The sequence below is a fragment of the Alteromonas sp. Cnat3-28 genome, assembly GCF_022348265.1.
GTDB classification, from domain to species: domain Bacteria; phylum Pseudomonadota; class Gammaproteobacteria; order Enterobacterales; family Alteromonadaceae; genus Alteromonas; species Alteromonas macleodii.
The window spans coordinates 23,435-41,702 of sequence record NZ_JAKREY010000026.1 but is presented as its reverse complement, the minus strand read 5'-3'; the positions used below and the strand labels follow the sequence as shown (position 1 = coordinate 41,702).

Sequence of the window (18,268 nt, the reverse complement as noted above, 5' to 3'; positions counted from 1 at the left end):
GCATTCATGGCTGTTTGGCCTCAGTGAAGTTTGGCGATTGATCTGATCACCAAACGTCATGAATGTTCCTATCTTTTTTTATCTCACTGATATCGTTATTTTATTTGTGGGGATACCTCAGGGTCAGAGTACATTTTGACCTCATTAAAAATGTGAAAGCTACCAACCTACCCCCTTTCTAGGGGCGTTCACATTGGTATTACACGAAAATTAAGGTAGAATTTCGCCCAAATTTTTTGTGTCGCTTAGCCTACCGTTATTTTGGGCAGTGTTTCGCTTGGCAATTTTTAGCACCGTCGCGTTCGACCATTTATTGAAACGTCGAGTTCGGCAATGCTACCAAGTAAGGCAGAGCGATGCGCCTGATGAACGGTCAGGCAACAGGTAGCCCGATAAAACCCAACGCAGCATTTCAAATTGCGAGAAAGAGAATTTTAAGATGGGAAGAGCATTCGAAGTTCGTAAAAACGCCATGGCAAAAACTGCCGGCCAAAAAACTAAAGTTTATTCTAAATACGGTAAAGAAATTTACGTATGTGCGAAAAATGGTGGTGCCGATCCAGACACCAACCTTTCACTTCGCCGCCTAATGGAAAAGGCGAAGAAAGACCAAGTACCAAGCCACGTTATTGAAAAAGCGATTGATAAAGCCGCTGGTGGCGCTGGCGAAGATTTCCAGCCTATGCGTTATGAAGGTTTTGGCCCAGGTAACTGCATGGTCATTGTTGACTGTTTGTCTGACAATGCAAACCGCACCATCACTGAAGTACGTAACTGCTTTACTAAAACCAACGCGAAACTTGGTGCACAGGGTGCGGTATCGCATATGTTCGACCACCAAGCGGTATTCCAGTTTGAAGGTGATGACGAAGACGCTATCCTAGAAGTGCTAATGGAAGCCGACGTAGACGTAACTGATGTTGAAGTTGAAGACGGTAAAGTTACAGTTTACGCGCCACACACTGAATTCTATCAAGTAAAAACAGCGCTAACGGAAGCCTACCCAGACATTAGCTTTATTGCAGAAGAAATGAGCTGGATGCCTCAGACCGAAACTGAGATAAGCGAAGAAGACATGCCGATGTTTGAAAAATTCATGGACATGCTTAACGACTGTGATGACGTGCAAGACGTTTACCACAACGCGATTACGCCTAACTAAGCTTCAGCTAATTTAGATTGATATAAAAACCCTCGCTAAGACGAGGGTTTTTTATTGTTGTATCTATAAAAAGAACTAGAACGTTAACGTACCTGCTTTATTCAACGTGTACAGGACAGATAAATACACGCTTCCCTACAGGTATACCGTTTCGTACTTGATTGGCGCTAGCAGCTTGAGAATACGATTTTCTTGTTGATAGGTTAGCCCCACATCGCGCATCGCGCCTTGGACATACTCCACCAATATGTAAAATTCACGCTCCTTAATATTGAGGCCCGTGTGAGACTCCAACATTGTTTTTCCATCATATTCGCAAGGCCCACCAATAAGCTCGCATGTTTGCAATACAAGTTGATCTCTTAAATGTTTTTTGGGAACACCTTTGAAGTAATGACCAATTACGGGGTCAGTGTAAATTCGCGTAATCGCTACGCCGTATATGGTATTGAGCGTTTTATGGCCTCCAATTTCTTCATAAAGGCTTTGTTCAGGAGCGCTGGCGCATGCGGTTATCAATACGCTTAACGCAGCAATTACCATCAACCGGAAGCAGTGTCTGATCATTTCGTTCCCCTATCAAAAAGTGCTGTTTACCGTTAGATAAAATCCTGAAGAACTTTCTTGCAAAGGTAAATTACCCAAATCCACATAGGCAGCGGTAATCGAAATAGATTTATTTGGGAAGTAGGCAATAAATGCATCAACAACGGTGTCTTCTTCAGCTAAGCCTCCTAATCGATTGGTTTGCGTTCTAAACTCTGTGCCAATTGCTGTGGTAGGGCTAATTAATACCGCTAAAGAGCCCTCCCATTCGAGCTTAGCGCTATCGTTGTTTTCAGAACCAAACCCAAGTAAGCCAAACACATTCGCCTTTGTATATCGCGCGGTAAGATTGGTGAGTAAATTATAACCTGATGGAGTGCCTAACCACAGTTTCGTGGCTGAAAGGTAAACGTCGGTACCACTGTCGTCTTTCGCACCTAGCAGCATTGGTACGCCTACGCCGGGCAAGGGGGTCGTACCGTCGGGTAGCGAAAGAGAGCTGTCGTAGTCTCTGTTTTTCTTGTATTGTGCGCCGATGGATACTTGGGGTATCCATGAGTTTTGAGTAAAGACGCCATCGCCAAGAACCTTAACTTTTGCACCGATTATATCTTGCTCAATGGTGGTGCTGTTGGCGTTTGTAATAGCACCTTCTGTGAGTAACGCGAAAACGTTGCTTGTTAACCCTGAAGCAATATCGAGGCGCTGTCGCTGCACGCTAAGCTCTATACGGTCAAACAAACTAACACTTGCCCCTGCTGTTGTAAGGGAATAATCGCTTAGGCTTAAGTACTGAATATTTGCCGAATAACTGACCTCTTCTTTACTCGCGTATCCGCCAATAAATGCCCAAGGCGTAATGCCGCCACCCGCAGTGCCCTCGAAACCTGTAATACCACCAGATGCAATTAAGCGAGATCCACTGTCTGCGAGTACGGGAGAAGATGCGAGAAAAAGAGGGAGGAGCAAATGCCTAATCATAAGGTAAACCTAATGTTTTTAAATGGTTTTTTGTAATTCTATTTATCAGCATAGCGCTTAACCCATGAATTGTGAAATGCACGCTGCTGGCGGTATTAACTATTATCGAATTTTTATTATCAAAAAATATTTGAAACTGATTCGTTTTTTATGGGGCTTATCATTGAAAAGCTGAATCTATACCATACACGCCATATTCATTGAGTACTTTAATTTTCTGTTCGCAGCATTCATGCGTGAACAACAAATAGCAGACGTATTGAGGAGTTAGTTGTGTCTCATCCAATTATTGAAGATTTAAATAAGCGTTACACGGTTAAACAGTACGATGCGAGTAAACGCATTTCAGCTGATGATCTGGCGACAATTCTTGAGGCGTTGAGACTATCTGCGTCTTCAATCAACTCTCAGCCATGGAAATTTATGGTTGTTGAAAGTGATGAAGCCAAGCAGCGTTTACACGATAGCTTTGCCAACAAGCATCAGTTCAATCAGCATCACGCAAAAGAAGCATCGCATACCATTCTGTTTGCCTATGATCCTACATTTACAAAAGAGAAATTTGTAAAGCGTGTCGATGCAGAAGTAGCGTCTGGTCATCTACCCGAAGATATGCGTGAAAACTTCATGGGCGCTTACGCATTTGCGGAAGCGAACACCGATGAAAACGGTAACAACGCGGCTTGGACCAAAGCGCAAGTTTATCTAGCATTAGGCAATGTTCTTCACACGCTGGCGCGTTTAGGCATAGCGTCTACGCCGATGGAAGGTGTTGACGCCGAATTGCTTGGCGAACAGTTTAAAGATGAGCTAGAGGGCCACGTTTGCGAAGTGGCACTTGCCATGGGCTACCCAGATACAGAACAAGATTGGAACCATGGTTTACCGAAAGCGCGCCTTGCAAAAGAAGATGTGATCGCGGTTGTGTAATACCTGACAACACAAGCTTGCTATGAATATAACAAAGCCCGCTTAGTGCGGGCTTTGTTTTGCTTTCTTACTTTTGTGTTCTGGCTTCCATTTCCTGTGTTCACTTATAACTTCTTTTACTTTGCGCACCGACAGACGCGGAAAAACGCGCACTAATGTAAGAAGTATTGCTCTGCGAGTTGTTGATGAATGTCGGCAAAATCAATTTGAAGCTCGTCGATATAGTTGTGCAGCGCTCGTCCTCGAAGTGTCGCAACAGGCTGCTTTTCTAAATCACTAATACTGTGGTCAATTCGCTCTATCATCGCTTCATTGTCGGGCAAGTTGAGGAACAAACTCTTTAGTTTGTTCAAGCAGAACAACACACTTCGCGGAAACTCCTTGCTATGTAGCATAAATAACAACACATCGCCCGGACGTATGCGAACGCCCATTTTCTGGCGATACATTTGGTAGCCGCTCAGGCTTCTAAGTACACTCATCCATAAGATGTTTTCGAATGGCAGGTCACTCATGTCTTCGGTAAGGGTCGATGAGCGAACGTCAATTATCCTTGATGTCATATCAGCCCGTTCCAATGCCGCACCAAAGCGCCAGAAGAAATAGCCTTCGTCGTGGCTCATGCTGGCATCCATGGTTCCAAACATTAGTAAACACTGATTGATTACCTGTTTTAAACTTGCAAAGCGCCCGCGTTTACTTAGAAAGCTTGTACTGTTCTCTTTTACCGATAAGTGAAGTGCGTTCAGCGTTTCCCACACTTCTCTTGGAATAACGTCTCTGATTGTGCGCGCATTATCTCTTGCGTATTGAAGGGAATTCAATATGGAAGACGGATTGCGTGTGTCTACCGTCAGGAACTTAACGACATTCTTCTCGCTGTATTCATTATAAATGGCTTCAAATGGCTCGCGATTTCCTGTTATGTCTAGCAATGGCTCCCAGCCTGGCGAAAACCCTTTGGGTAAGTCCATCAGCAGGAGGTTGTTAACATTGATCAAGCGGGCGAGATTTTCAGCCCTTTCAACGTAGCGCGCCGTCCAATAAAGCGTTTCAGCAACTCGTGATAACATGTCAGTCCCTCCTAATCCACAATCCAAGTATCTTTACTACCACCGCCTTGTGATGAATTGACCACGAGGGAACCTTTAACAAGGGCAACCCTAGTGAGGCCTCCCGTTGTAACATAGGTGTGAGTACCTGACGAAAGGATGAAAGGGCGAAGATCCACATGTCGCCCTTCAATTGTAGAACCGTCAATAGTAGGGACGGTAGACAAATTCAATGTAGGCTGTGCTATCCAGTTTCTGGGGTCAGCCTTTATTTGAGCAAGGGTTTCTTGCTGCTGCTTTTTGGTTGATTTCGGTCCAATCAGCAAGCCGTAGCCTCCCGATTCATTGGCAGGCTTTATTACAAGTTTGTCGATATTGGCTTCAACGTATTTGAAGTCTTCTGGCTCGTAACAACGGTAGGTTTCTACGTTAGGCAGCTTAATCTCTTCATCCAAATAATAGCGAATCATGTCAGGTACATAGGTGTACACCACTTTATCGTCTGCCACGCCAGCCCCCGGCGCGTTGATCAGCGTTACCTTGCCTTTACTCCACGCTCGCATTAGCCCGGGAACGCCCAGCATCGAATCAGGGTTAAACGCTTCTGGGTCTAAAAACATATCGTCAATACGGCGGTAGATAACGTCCACTCTGCGTAGGCCTTTAATCGTCTTCATATATACGCAGTCGTCTTTTTCTACGGTTAGATCTCGACCTTCTACTAGCTCACACCCCATTTCCTGAGCAAGATAGCAGTGTTCAAAGTAGGCAGAGTTGTAGATACCGGGTGTAAGTACCACAACTTCAGGCTTATCCTGAGGACGCGGTGATAGACTCGACAACATGTCGAACAGCTGTGAGGGATAGTCGTTTACGGGAAGAATATCCATTTTCTCGAACATGTCTGGAAAGACACGCTTCAGCACCGAGCGGTTTTCTAACATGTAAGATACGCCAGAAGGTACGCGCAGGTTGTCTTCCAGTACGTAAATCGTGCCGTCGCTATCTCGCACTAAATCAGAGCCGCAGATATGTGCCCAGATACCGTTTGGGGGAGAAACACCTACGCACTGCTTTCTAAAGTTCACGGACTTATCGAGAAGCGCTTTAGGAAAAACGCCATCTTTAATAATCTTCTGATCGTGATACAGATCGTCGATGAACATATTAAGGGCTTTTACGCGCTGTTTAAGTCCTTCTTCTACGCGTTGCCATTCTTTATTTGGGATAATACGAGGAATGATATCGATGGGCCACGCTCGGTCAATTGAACTTCCTTCACCATAAACCGTGAAGGTAATACCCATTTCTTTCACCACCAACTCGGCGGCGTCTTGCGCGTTTTTGAGTTCTTCTTCACTTAATTGCGACAAATAATCCATTAACGGCGCACCGTGAGGGCGGGGTTTTCCATTTTTATCTATCAGTTCATCGTAAAACTCGGAAAAATTGCAGTGTTCCAGACTCACAGCTTTCGATAACGTCTGACTTTGTTTTTGACTACTCAAACTACGCTCCTTATTGTCCGCGATTCATATCCACTGAAACGTCTAAAACCTGATTTCCACCACCAAACATAATGCCCTTAAGCGGTGTGATATCTGCAAAATCTCGTCCGACAGCTAACGTAACGTGCTGGTCGTAGGGTTTCAAATTGTTGGTCGGGTCGTAATCAATCCAACCAGAGCCCGGTACAAAAAGCGCAACCCAAGCGTGGGTGGCGTCTGCACCAGTAAGCTTTTCCTGACCCGGTGGTGGAATCGTTTCGATATATCCACTTACATAGCGCGCCGCCAAACCAATACTGCGTAAGCAAGTAAGCGTTAGGTGGGCATAGTCCTGACATACGCCCCGCTTGTGCTCAAACACGTGGCTTACTGGGGTGTTAATCGTCGAAAAGGATGGGTCAAAGGTAAAATCGTTAAAAATGCGGTTCATTAAGTCGTCGCACGACTCCACGATAGAGCGGCCAGGCGTAAACGACATCAAGGTATAGTCTAATATCGCTTTATTGGCCTGTGTTAAGCGAGTAGGAATACTGAAAAACTGCGCTGCCAACATGCTCTGATCTACTGGGTAGCGGATTTGATCTCTCACGCTTTCCCATTGCGTATTGTGCGCAAACAGACCTTGTAATGGTGCTCCTTGAATTTCAACTTCACTGGTTGCGATGACCTGCATTTCTTCATGCAAAGTGGGTATTTCAAACACCGTTACCGTGTTGTCGAAGTAGTCTTTAAACTCTGCCTGATAGTCAGGTTCAGGCACAATGGTGACACTGGCGCTAATTCTCTTTTGATTAAAGGTGTTTAGCGGTATTAGGCGGGCATGGTTTTGTGTCAGGCTCACCTTGTCGGAATACTTGTAGGTAGTGACGTGACGAATGGTGTACTTCATTTTTTCACCTCACTTTCATTCGGACTACTGGCATCAGGTGCACTGACTAATGGAACTGTCGCTTCCTCATCTATTGGTTTTTCGACGATCTGTACAGACGCGGTGCCAATGCCAGACCAGTGCAGTTGTGACGCAGGCTTAGTGTGGCTGAAGTATTGAGTTTGCATCATTTCGCTAAATTTCTGCAGTTGTGATGTCACGCTTTTTAGTAAAGACACCAAGCCCGAAGGTGCTTGATTAGTGTTGATATTTAAGGTCTGTCTGTCAGCCAGCGCGAAGCTTGCTTTTAACTGCAACAGAATTTTCTCTGTGGTACTTAAAAAGCCGGGCTTGGCGCTTACCGGCAAGCTTTCGCAAAGCTCGGTAATTTTTTGGATTTGATGGGCTAATGAGCGTGGGTACTCGGCATCTAAAAGCAATAGCTCTAATCCCGTTTCAATACTTTGAAACGCTCGGTATCGGCGTCTGTGGGTAATAGCGCTCACTTGCGCCACCAACACGATTTCCAGCACGTTTTGTTGCTCAGCCTCGGGCAGGGGGAATTGCAGCAGATTTTGCACCATAGACACAAGCTGTTTACTGCGCTCTAACCGTCGTCCAATTTCTATCATAAAGGCGCCGTTACTTTTAGATAGGCTGTCTTGAATAGAGCCGTTAAACGCCATGGTAAGCCCAATTAATTTATCCAGCGTACTTTGTAATCTGTGCGTCGGCGTCTGCTCGGTAATGGTACTAAATTCGTGATGTTCCTCTTCTAGGCTTTCGATAATGCGCAAGCTGTCATAAGAAAGTAGTTCTCTCACTTGCAGCGCGCTTTGCACCACCATATTAATGCTACTGTAAAGGCCGCCGGCGAAGGAATTATCGTTAATTAGCGATATCACTAATTCTTTGAATCCTCCTTCGTTCACGGTTATTTTCGCTGCGTCTGGTGTAAGGTAAGGGTAAATTAATGCCTGCTGTTCTAACCCAGATTTAAATCGTAGCAGGGCATTTCTGTGCGCCTCATCGGGATAAATGGCAAGCTCAGTGAATTTGTCTATAAATACCCTGACCAACCGAATCACGTTTTCACTTCGCTCTACCGCACAGCCCAACCAAAATAGGTTTTCCGCCGTTCTGCTAGGCAGTAGCCCCTCGACTAGCGCTAAGTCTGCATCTGATTGCAGTGATTTGGGAATAGAAGGCGCACGCTCTTGTGGCGGACCTATGGTTTCTACCCACGTGTCCTTTATTTCTGTTTTGCCATCGGTGCGCGCTGCCTTGGGCGTAAAACACATGGCTGAGGGGAGAATAAAAACCTGCCCTTGTGAGTACAACGCATAGCAACGCATAATGACTGGCTTACTTACCAGCCCTTTATCGTGCCAAAATGGCGTATGCGAAAGATTCACCTTTTTTCGCCAGAATAGGTCGGTTAACGCTACCGTTTGTAGTGTATTTGCAATAGCGTCAGCGTCTTTTTCACCGTCGTATTTTAATTCAGGGTCAACATAGCTTAATAACTCATATCCCGACCAATCACTTTGCGTAAGGTTTTCTGCGGGAAAGGTTTCTTGTTGGCGAAGCAGTAAAGATTCACCATCAAAAAACTCAGCGGCCCTATGCAAATTGTTTTTGATGGCAGGAATTTGAATAGCGCCATTGCCCAAGGGGTTGAGCAATACCACGTTCTGAGTTCGGACTGCGTGAATTAGACCCGGGATTCCGAACGCTGAGTAGTCAACTTGTTCCAGTGAATCTAAGAATCTGTCCTCAATCCAGCGCAAAATGACATCAACTTTTCGTAATCCGTCTAAAGCTTTAAGCCAGACTTGTCCTTTCCTCACCGTTAAATCAGCGCTTCTTACCAGGGTGTACCCCATGTAAGTGGCAAGATAGGCTTGCTCAGAATAATACTGATCGTCTGGACCTCTGCACAAAATAACAATGCGCGGGTCATTAATCGCAGCGGTTTCTTGGTCAATAGCATGTTGAAGTTGCTCAAAAAAGCCTGCTATTCGCTGCACACCACATTCAGCAAACTCCTCACTCATTACCCTTCTTGCCACAATCCTGTTTTCCAGCAGCAGTCCAAGACCGCGAGGGAACTGGCAGTGATCGTTCAGCATGAAATACTCGCCGTTTACATCTTGGGCTATGTCAAACGCGCTTAGAAATACACCGTTGTTTAACGAGGAAAGCGTGTGGCTCTCGGCAAGATAGTAAGGATGACGCATCAAGTGGTCTGTAGAGAAAACGCCGTTGGTTAGCGTTTGCCGGTCTGAGTTAAGGTCTAATAGCACTTTATTGAGCAGTAAGACTCGCTGTTCAATGCCGCGGCTGAGCATTTCCCAGTCTTGGCTTGAAATGAGCATAGGCAAGGGATCTAGCTGCCAATTCTGGCGTTCATCGATATCCGCAAAACCACTGTTTCGCATTAGTCGGCGAATTTCATTTGCTCTAAAGGACAGCTCGTCACTGTTAAGGCCTGACAAACGAGAAAATAACGTATTGAGCAGACGTTTGCTCTCATCCGCAGCAGTGCTCGAATTGATATAGCTGCTAAGCCATTCTGGCATGGTGAAATCTTCACTCATAAAATCGATTGTCACTTAAACTATAGTGTAGGAGGCCGGCGCAAATCCAGCGTATTTGGATATTCTTCATTCTCGGCTTCCTCTAAAGGTAAATCAAAATCACTGTGACCTTCATGGTCAACCACATACTGTGTAGCAAAGTGAGGCGACCACTCAGGCATGGAAGGCGATGCCACCGACGGGGTATGACCGTGATCCCAGAATCTGGCAATACGCCTTCCTTCTGCCTCAAAAGCGTTCACAGGCATAGTAGAGAAATTGCGCCCGCCTGGGTGACTAACATGATAGGTAAATCCGCCTAATGAGCGACCCGCCCAGCTGTCGTAAACATCAAAGACCAACGGCGCATGTACGCCAATGGTCGGGTGAAGCGCTGATGCAGGGTGCCACGCTCTAAAGCGAATTCCGGCTACATGTTCTCCGCGAATATTGGTGGGTTTTAACGGTAATCTGCGGCCGTTACACGACACTATGTAACGGTCTGTATGCATGTTTGAAACAGTGAGCTGGACGCGTTCAAGGGAGCTGTCAACATAACGCGCAGTTCCGCTGCCTGTCGCTTCTTCACCCAATACATGCCATGGCTCTATAGCGCTAAAGAGGTCTAGCTTAATTTGACCGACTTCACGGCTACCGCAGCGAGGGAATCGAAACTCAAAAAACGGATCGAACCATTCAAGCTTAATGGGAAAGCCCGCTGCGTTTAGGTCGCTACATACCTCAGCGATGTCTTGCCGAACGTAATGGGGCAGCATAAAGCGGTCGTGAAGCTCAGTGCCCCATCGCACCAGCTTCTTCTTGTATGGTTGTTTCCAAAACCACGCTAGCAGCGTGCGCAGAAGAAGCATTTGCATCAAACTCATTCTGGCGTGAGGAGGCATTTCAAAACCGCGAAACTCTACAATGCCCAATCGCCCCGTGGGCGAGTCGGGGTTGAATAGTTTATCGATACAAAACTCTGCACGATGGGTATTCCCTGTCAGGTCAGTCAGCAAGTGCCGAAGGAGGCGGTCAACTAACCAAGGTGAGGGAACTTCGCCATCGGGAATTTGAGAGAATGCAATTTCTAGTTCGTACAGCCTTTCATCCCGAGCTTCATCGACCCGAGGCGCTTGGCTAGTCGGGCCAATGAACAGGCTCGAAAACAAATAGGAAAGCCCAGGGTGATGCTGCCAATAGGTAATAAAGCTTCGCAGAATGTCTGGACGCTTTAAAAACGGGCTCTCTAACGGTGTCGGCCCACCCATTGTCACGTGATTTCCACCTCCAGTGCCGGCGTGCCGTCCATCAAGCATGAATTTTTCTGTACCGAGTCGACATGACTTTGCCATGGCATAAAGGGCATGGGTGTTTTTTACCAGAGTATGCCAATCGGATGCAGGGTGAACGTTAACCTCGATAACACCTGGGTCGGGGGTAACCGCAAACTTTTCAACGCGACTGTCGTAGGGCGGAGTATAGCCTTCTAATATCACGGGAATATCAAGTTTATCAGCGATGGACTCAATAGCGTTCAGCAGCAGCGCATAATGTTCAAAGTGGCTTACAGGCGGCATAAATACGCATAACTTTCCGTCGCGCACTTCTAAACAAAGGGCGGTTAATACAGACTTTTCACTAATATACCCTTTGTGAGACGTTGGGGATGAGAGCGTGCCGGTCATGTCAGCAGGATCCCGTTCTGCTAGCGCATCTGGACTGCCTAAGCTGCTCAACGGCAGGCGATAACCTAATGGAGAGTCGCCCGGTAATAAGAAGCAGTGCCCTCGTTTAAATGACCATACGCTACTTTGCCATCCGTCAAAAACCGTGTCGTAGGCGAGGGGAATAATAAAGCCCACGGGTGTATCTAAACCCTGTTCCAACTTGGCTAAAAAGCCTTTGCGGGTCATTGCGTGAAGCAGTTCTGGGGCGTCGGGTGACGGGTCTTGCGGCAGGTTACCCTCTTGCCATAAATGATACAGCACGTCTTCATAAGCGGTGACGACAACCTTTTCACTTAAACCCAACGCCGTGGCTAGTTGAGTAGCAAATGTTTGCGCTTCGCTTTGCGAGAAAGAATAGGTGGCGTTGTTGTCAGCAAGTAGCGCTTGATTATGCCAGATAGGCGCTCCGTCTTTACGCCAGTAACAGGCATATTGCCAGCGAGGTAATGGCTCTCCGGGATACCACTTACCCTGTCCATAATGGCGAAAGCCACTATTACTAAAGCTTTCCACCATTTTCATGAAAAGCGTGTGCGCTAAAATGCGTTTCTCCTTGCCGTCGGCGGCGGTATTCCACTGTTCGCTTTCCATATCATCAATGGAAATAAACGTGGGTTCGCCGCCCATGGTGAGGGTTATCCCTGCATTAACTAAGTCCTTGTCTATTTGACCTCCAAGCCTATCGATAGCGGCCCACTGGGCATCGCTGTAAGGCTTGGTTACACGGGGCGGTTCGTGCAAACGTTGTACGTTGTTGTAGAAGCTAAACGACGATTCACACTGATCGATGGCACCGGTGACTGGCGCGGCCGACAGTGGTTCAGGGGTACAGGCCAATGGAATGTGCCCTTCACCCGCGAAAAGTCCAGACGTAGGGTCGAGGCCAATCCATCCCGCACCGGGAACGTATACCTCACACCATGCGTGCAGGTCGGTAAAGTCTTTTTCCGGGCCACTTGGCCCATCAAGAGACTTTTCATCACTTGCCAATTGAACCAGATAGCCGGAAACAAAGCGCGATGCTAGCCCTAAATGCCGAAATAGCTGAACCAATAGCCAAGTCGAGTCACGACACGAGCCGCCTTTTTTCTGCAGAGTTTCGTCGATACTCTGGACTCCGGGCTCCATGCGCACACCGTATTCAATTAGGTCGTATACCGCGCGGTTTACACCCACTAAGAAATCTACGGTAGCAACAGGCTCTTTAGGCTGCTGATTGTCAATTAATTGCTGAAACAAAGACGATGCATCTTCTGTCTCAAGGTAGGGTGTTAAGTCTCTCGCCAGCCGTTTTTCGTACGAAAACGGAAAGGTTTCAGCGTAAGACTCTAAAAAGAAGTCAAAGGGGTTAATAACCGTCAGTTCGGCAACAAGGTCTACGGTGAACCAGAACTTTTTAGTCTTCTCAGGAAATACTACGCGTGCAAGGTAGTTACCAAACGGGTCTTGCTGCCAATTGATAAAATGATTCTCAGGATAAACTTTCAGAGAGTAACTTTTTATTGGTGTTCGACTATGCGGAGCAGGGCGAAGGCGGAAAGTGTGCGGTGACATACTGATACTTCTATCGTAGTGGTATTCAGTATGATGTGTGATCCCTACAGTGATTGTCATGCTATGGCTCCATTGCCAATTGATATACAAACAGCACAAAAAATCACCTTATATCCAAGTGAGTAAACTTACAAGAAGAAGCGATGGGCAGAAATGTAAAACCCAAAAATTATGTGCTTCAACGGTAATCTCGTTACTCACGATATTGAATAATGTATACTCACCCCAATATATGCGCTATAAAACAGCGCGTGTTTTAAGCGCGACTTTTCCTTCACATATAGACAATTCACTACTTTGAGAGCACTAAACTTTCGCCACGGGTTTTCGTCCTACATGCCGCTTTTCATGGCATGGGTACTCTCGTGTCTCATCCTTAGTGCAAGCTTCCAAAGTGGTCAAATTAATAATGAAGTTGAAGTAAGTCAGCAGTCACCACTTGCCCAATTTAACTATGCGGGCAAGAGCTATTCGTTACGGTTTACCGGCACTAAGCTAGAAAACAGTGACGATCAAGGCGATGGACCTGAGGCAATTGTTGAATTGACCTTGGGGTTTATTGCTCTGGCTATTGTGCTGTGTTTGGGTATGGCAAATGTTGTACCCCGTGCTCGCCAATACTACCGCCAACCTTCTCGCGGCCCACCTTTATCCCTGAGCTAATTCTCTTTTTGCCTTAATGCGCTAGCACGTTCGCTTAGCTGCAAATTAAGGTGCTTCAAAAAATTAAATTATTCAGGATTTTAAAATGGCACGATTTTCATTTCGAGGCTTTGTGTATGTGCTCATCGTTATGCTCGGTTTACTGAGCGCTGCGCCCAACATATTGCCACAATCAATTAAACAGCAGTTACCTACGTGGTACACCACTTCCACACTATCTTTAGGCTTAGATTTGCAAGGTGGTTCGCATCTGCTATTAGCCGCAGACACCAACGCCTTGTTTGAAAAGCAACTCAACAGCTTTTCGAGCGACTTACTTAGCGAATTGCGCAGTCAAAACGTGCGCTATACAAAAACGTCTCATTCACTCACTCATAAAGATAGTCGTTCTGGAAGTGTCGTCTTTACATTGCGTAGTGCAGATGATGCGAGAAAGGTAAAAGACACCGCATATCAAATTTCCGCTCAGCCAAATGGTTCAAGTGCACTTGATGTAGAGATAAAGCAAAGCACCGTTACCCTTACGCTTAACGAGCTATACACCGAACAACTGGTTAAAGACACGTTAAGCCGAAGTGTTGAAGTAGTTCGAAAGCGTTTGAACGAAACGGGGCTTACTGAGCCTAGCGTTACGCTACAAGGTAAAGACGCCATTTTAGTTCAGATGCCGGGTATGTCTGACCCCACTCAAGTTAAAAAATTATTGGGCACTACCGCACAAATGACTTTTCACTGGGCCGCGAATAGCCAGTCTGAGCAGGTTATGAATAAGCAAGATGCGGCGGGTAATACCTATCGCTTAGAGCAAAAAGTGGCGCTAGAAGGTGAACATATTACTGATGCGGCAGGTGTCTTAAGTAGTGAAAATGGCCAGCCAGTAGTGACGTTCCGATTAGACAGTGCAGGTGCCAAGCAGTTTGCCACTATGACACGTGACAACATCGGCCGTGTGCTTGCTATCGTCCTTGACGACAAAGTGGTTACAGCCCCCGTTATTAATAGCGTGATCCCAGGTGGTCGTGGCGAAATAACCGGTAACTTTACATTGCCCGAGGCGGGCAACACCGCATTAATGCTTCGCACTGGTGCGTTACCTGTGCCACTTACCATTATAGAAGAACGCACGGTGGGGCCAGATTTAGGCAGCGATGCAATTCAAACCGGAGTGGAAAGCGGCGTGGCAGGCGCGTTACTGGTATTGGCATTTATGGTAGCGATTTACGGCAGGTGGGGCGCTATCGCAAGTTTTGCTCTTTGTATCAATATGGCGTTGGTGTTTGGCGCATTAACCCTGTTTGGCGCAACACTGACGTTACCGGGCATTGCAGGTTTGATCCTAACCATGGGCATGGCGGTCGATGCGAACATTTTGATTAATGAACGTATTCGTGAAGAAAGTAAAAAAGGTCGTCCGGCAGCCAGTGCAATAGAGGTGGGTTTTGATAAAGCGTTCGCGACTATTGTGGATTCAAACTTCACCACACTAATAGCGGTAAGTTTGTTGTTTATGTTTGGAAGCGGCCCTATTAAAGGGTTTGCAATTACAATTGCCCTTGGTCTGGTGTCTTCGGTATTTACTGCTGTAGCCCTAACTAAAATGTTAATGCTAAGAGTGGTTAAGTCGAAGCAAAAGAATACGCAAGATCGCGCGCAGCAGCGCGTTCCTTTGCGCTTTTCATCACCGCTTTTGCGGTTAAGCGATAAGCTTAGCGGTATTAATTTTCTGGCAAAGCGTAAAATTGCACTCGCTGTTTCGGTAGTGCTAACAGTGCTTTCAATTGGCTTGTTTGCCAAACCAGGCTTACATTATGGCGTCGACTTTACCGGTGGCACCATGATTGAGTTGACCGCACCAACCCTTACTACCGATGAGTTAAGGAATGTGATTGAAAGCAATGGCTTTGATCAGATAGCAATTCAAGAATATGGCAGTGAACATCACTATTTATTGCGAGCCCCTGTTCTAGATAGCAGTGGCGAGCTTGAAAATAGCAACGCAAAGCAGACTGACGCACTAAAGCGTGCGATTTCGCAAGCCGACAGTGAGGTAAGTTTTGATAAAATTGATATGGTTGGACCCAAAGTCAGCGGAGGCTTTGCCGAGCTATCCATTCTAGCATTGCTTATCGCAGGTGGCGGCATGTTGGTGTATCTGTGGGCACGCTTTGAAGCGCATTTTGCGAGCGCAGCGCTGCTAACCGTGATACTCGATTTAACCAAGACCATAGGCTTTTTCGCGCTTACGGGTATCGAATTTAACTTAACGGCTGTTGCAGCACTGTTGGCGCTCATTGGTTACTCTATAAACGATAAAGTGGTGGTGCTTGATCGCATCCGTGAGTTATTGCGTTTAGACCCAAACAAGCCATTGGCAGATACCATTAATGAAGCAGTAAACAGTACGCTAAGCCGCACGGTATTTACTTCCGTTACCACGCTGCTAGCGCTGCTTCCAATGGCTATCTTTGGAGGGGACGCGGTAGAAAGTTTTGCTGTTCCTATGGTTTTTGCTGTCGTGATTGGCACGTCATCAACCTTGTTTATCACCTCTACGCTGTTATATTTATTGGGCAGCAGAAGAGAGAAACAAGGTAAAGCACAGTTAAAGCCCACTTCAGAAGAGATTAAGGCGTCGTTGTCGCACATCCCTTAGGCGGCACAAGTTCCTTAACCCCAATAGCTCAGTGGGCTTTTGTACCTCAATACATTGATGCAAAAACGCGGTAAGGTAGCAGTATTAACAGGAACCCTTGATGCATTCACGCATACATGAATAACTTGCGTGAGAGCATCAAGGGCAATAAGGAACGTATAATGTTTGCAGTTGATCACATTATTTTGCTCAGTGCAGTGCTTGCCATTTTGGGCGTGCTGGCGAGTAAATTGTCCCCGCGCTTTGGCGTACCTGTTTTAGTTTTATTCCTTGGTGTAGGTATGTTGGCTGGAGAAGATGGTATAGGCCGAATCTTCTTCGATAATGCTGATGCTGCACATGCTATTGGTACATTTGCTCTTATTCTCATCCTATTTGATGGCGGTCTGCAAACGTCAAAAAAATCCATAGCGCAGGCGTGGAAACCCGCCGCGTTACTCGCCACCTTTGGCGTAATTGGTACGGCAGTAGTCACCGGTATTGCTGCTATGGTTATTCTCGATTTACCGCTCTATAAGGGCTTATTGCTTGGTGCTATTGTCGGGTCGACAGACGCCGCAGCAGTGTTTTCTGTTTTGCGCAACGCTGGTATACGCATTCCTTCAAAAATAAAATCCACACTAGAGCTTGAAAGTGCGTCGAATGATCCAATGGCCATATTCCTCACAATTGGCCTTATAACGCTTATTCAAGACAGCACCACTAAGCCAGTTGACTTACTTTCGCTGTTTGCCAGTCAAATGGGAGTGGGAGCGATAGTGGGCCTTGCCATCGGTGGTATTGCAGTATGGCTTTTCAGACGCGTCACCTTAATGGCCATCGGTTTGTACCCGGTATTTGTGATGTTGTTTGGTGTATTGTCTTTTGGCCTTGCTGCGAACTTAAATGGCAGCGGCTTTCTCGCTACCTTTATTACGGGTGTTATCGTGGGTAACAGCCGCTTTGCTTATCAGCGTAATACGTTCGTGTTCCTGGATGGGCTGGCGTGGCTTGGGCAAATTGCCATGTTCGTTATCTTAGGTTTGTTGGTAACGCCCACCGAGCTGTTTGTTAATTGGAAAGAAGGCCTTTTAATTGCGTTTGTGCTTATTTTTATTGCACGTCCGCTGGTGGTTATGCCTATTTTGTTGCTTTCGAAATTTTCGTTCAAAGCATCAATGCTAATCTCATGGGTAGGCTTACGTGGTTCGGTGCCAATTATACTCGCTATATTTCCGCTAATATTCGGCATGCCATACGCCGAGCTCATTTTTAATGTGGTGTTCTTTATCGTGCTTATTTCTGCCTTGTTGCAAGGTTCCACCTTACCTTATGCGGCGCGTAAGTTAGGCTTAGTATTGGACGATGAAGTAAAGGAATCGAGCACGCTGGAGATTGTAAAAGTTGCTAAGAGCAAGCGCGAGCTTATAGAAATAGAGGTATCGAAGTTATCACCGGCACTACATAAAACCATTAGCGAATTAGCTCTTCCCGATAATACGGTAGTGGCGATGATTGCCCGTGGTGAAGAAACCCTTATACCCAAAGGAAGTACCAAAATAGAAATGGGCGATCAAATTTTCATTATCACCAAGCTGCTCGATAAAAGCGCCGTTGAGCACTGCTTTTACAGCGAGCAGGAATAGGGTGCTATTGTAGGGGACTTCATGTAGAATGCGCCGCGGAGTTGGCCAGGCAATCGCCGCTTTCGTAAGAAAGGGGAGGAAAGTCCGGGCTCCAAAGGGCAGGGTGCCAGATAACGTCTGGGCGGCGTGAGCCGACGACAAGTGCAGCAGAGAGAAGACCGCCTAAGCATGTTTACATGCCGGTAAGGGTGAAAGGGTGCGGTAAGAGCGCACCGCACCTCTGGTAACAGAGTGTGGCAAGGTAAACTCCACCCGGAGCAAGACCAAATAGGATCCCTCAACGTGTGGCCCGCATGGGGATCGGGTAGGTTGCTTGAATCAGTGAGCGATTGCTGATCTAGAGGAATGGTTGCCCACGACAGAACCCGGCTTACGGCCAACTCCACTCTTTTCCCAAAAGAAAGTGAAGCCTCTACCTGA

General features: G+C 46.5%; 12 protein-coding genes and 1 other RNA gene. 6 read left to right on the top strand and 7 right to left on the bottom strand.

Annotation, left to right across the window (positions count from 1 at the left end):
* Nucleotides 1-439 precede the first annotated feature (439 nt).
* Nucleotides 440-1,162: a YebC/PmpR family DNA-binding transcriptional regulator gene (locus MHM87_RS18335; RefSeq protein WP_014948360.1), complete on the top strand. Its 723-nt coding sequence runs from the start codon at nucleotides 440-442 to the stop codon at nucleotides 1,160-1,162.
* A gap of 135 nt (nucleotides 1,163-1,297) precedes the next feature.
* On the opposite strand, the gene MHM87_RS18330 is transcribed toward MHM87_RS18335, so the two are convergent.
* Entirely contained in the window at nucleotides 1,298-1,729 is a 432-nt protein-coding gene (locus MHM87_RS18330) for a group 1 truncated hemoglobin (RefSeq protein ID WP_014948363.1), read from the bottom strand.
* Nucleotides 1,730-1,741: 12 nt separating this feature from the next.
* Entirely contained in the window at nucleotides 1,742-2,689 is a 948-nt protein-coding gene (locus MHM87_RS18325; RefSeq protein WP_039224570.1) for a DUF3034 family protein, read from the bottom strand.
* Nucleotides 2,690-2,962: 273 nt separating this feature from the next.
* Here MHM87_RS18325 and MHM87_RS18320 point away from each other — a divergent pair, with 273 nt between their 5' ends.
* Entirely contained in the window at nucleotides 2,963-3,619 is a 657-nt protein-coding gene (locus tag MHM87_RS18320; protein ID WP_239260539.1) for a nitroreductase family protein, read from the top strand.
* Between the two features lie 152 nt (nucleotides 3,620-3,771).
* Here the strand turns inward: MHM87_RS18320 and MHM87_RS18315 are convergent, their stop codons facing one another.
* From MHM87_RS18315 to MHM87_RS18295, 5 genes are read right to left on the bottom strand one after another with little or no spacing between them, the layout of a single operon-like run.
* The gene (locus MHM87_RS18315) at nucleotides 3,772-4,692 is read right to left on the bottom strand and encodes an alpha-E domain-containing protein (protein WP_014948366.1); all 921 of its coding nucleotides are present in this window, start codon (nucleotides 4,690-4,692) and stop codon (nucleotides 3,772-3,774) included.
* 11 nt (nucleotides 4,693-4,703) lie between these two features.
* Nucleotides 4,704-6,179: a circularly permuted type 2 ATP-grasp protein gene (locus tag MHM87_RS18310; RefSeq protein ID WP_014948367.1), complete on the bottom strand. Its 1,476-nt coding sequence runs from the start codon at nucleotides 6,177-6,179 to the stop codon at nucleotides 4,704-4,706.
* 10 nt (nucleotides 6,180-6,189) lie between these two features.
* Nucleotides 6,190-7,068, bottom strand: coding sequence for a transglutaminase family protein (locus tag MHM87_RS18305; protein ID WP_014948368.1), 879 nt, complete (start codon nucleotides 7,066-7,068; stop codon nucleotides 6,190-6,192).
* A complete protein-coding gene (locus MHM87_RS18300) occupies nucleotides 7,065-9,647 on the bottom strand; it encodes a circularly permuted type 2 ATP-grasp protein (protein WP_239260537.1) in 2,583 nt (860 codons plus the stop codon). The genes MHM87_RS18305 and MHM87_RS18300 overlap by 4 nt, the downstream gene beginning before the upstream one ends.
* Nucleotides 9,648-9,667: 20 nt before the next feature.
* A complete protein-coding gene (locus MHM87_RS18295) occupies nucleotides 9,668-12,967 on the bottom strand; it encodes a transglutaminase family protein (protein ID WP_239260535.1) in 3,300 nt (1,099 codons plus the stop codon).
* 288 nt (nucleotides 12,968-13,255) lie between these two features.
* Here MHM87_RS18295 and MHM87_RS18290 point away from each other — a divergent pair, with 288 nt between their 5' ends.
* The 4 genes from MHM87_RS18290 (at nucleotide 13,256) to rnpB (ending at nucleotide 18,236) form a co-directional block, all read left to right on the top strand.
* A complete protein-coding gene (locus MHM87_RS18290; protein WP_239260533.1) occupies nucleotides 13,256-13,570 on the top strand; it encodes a hypothetical protein in 315 nt (104 codons plus the stop codon).
* Between the two features lie 85 nt (nucleotides 13,571-13,655).
* On the top strand, nucleotides 13,656-16,223 hold the full coding sequence (gene secD / locus MHM87_RS18285) for a protein translocase subunit SecD (RefSeq protein ID WP_239260531.1): 2,568 nt from the start codon (nucleotides 13,656-13,658) through the stop codon (nucleotides 16,221-16,223).
* A 161-nt stretch (nucleotides 16,224-16,384) separates the two neighbouring features.
* Nucleotides 16,385-17,848 (top strand): potassium/proton antiporter, encoded by a 1,464-nt coding sequence (locus tag MHM87_RS18280; RefSeq protein ID WP_039230861.1) that lies wholly within the window; start codon nucleotides 16,385-16,387, stop codon nucleotides 17,846-17,848.
* 37 nt (nucleotides 17,849-17,885) lie between these two features.
* Nucleotides 17,886-18,236: RNase P RNA component class A (gene rnpB, locus MHM87_RS18275), an RNA gene on the top strand.
* Nucleotides 18,237-18,268: the final 32 nt, after the last annotated feature.

Coding starts and splice junctions, on each gene's coding strand:
- MHM87_RS18300 (WP_239260537.1), bottom strand. CDS start 9,647: ATGAGTGAAGATTTCACCATGCCAGAATGGCTTAGCAGCTATATCAAT.
- secD (WP_239260531.1), top strand. CDS start 13,656: ATGGCACGATTTTCATTTCGAGGCTTTGTGTATGTGCTCATCGTTATG.
- MHM87_RS18330 (WP_014948363.1), bottom strand. CDS start 1,729: ATGATCAGACACTGCTTCCGGTTGATGGTAATTGCTGCGTTAAGCGTA.
- MHM87_RS18335 (WP_014948360.1), top strand. CDS start 440: ATGGGAAGAGCATTCGAAGTTCGTAAAAACGCCATGGCAAAAACTGCC.
- MHM87_RS18280 (WP_039230861.1), top strand. CDS start 16,385: ATGTTTGCAGTTGATCACATTATTTTGCTCAGTGCAGTGCTTGCCATT.
- MHM87_RS18315 (WP_014948366.1), bottom strand. CDS start 4,692: ATGTTATCACGAGTTGCTGAAACGCTTTATTGGACGGCGCGCTACGTT.
- MHM87_RS18325 (WP_039224570.1), bottom strand. CDS start 2,689: ATGATTAGGCATTTGCTCCTCCCTCTTTTTCTCGCATCTTCTCCCGTA.
- MHM87_RS18295 (WP_239260535.1), bottom strand. CDS start 12,967: ATGACAATCACTGTAGGGATCACACATCATACTGAATACCACTACGAT.
- MHM87_RS18305 (WP_014948368.1), bottom strand. CDS start 7,068: ATGAAGTACACCATTCGTCACGTCACTACCTACAAGTATTCCGACAAG.
- MHM87_RS18290 (WP_239260533.1), top strand. CDS start 13,256: ATGGCATGGGTACTCTCGTGTCTCATCCTTAGTGCAAGCTTCCAAAGT.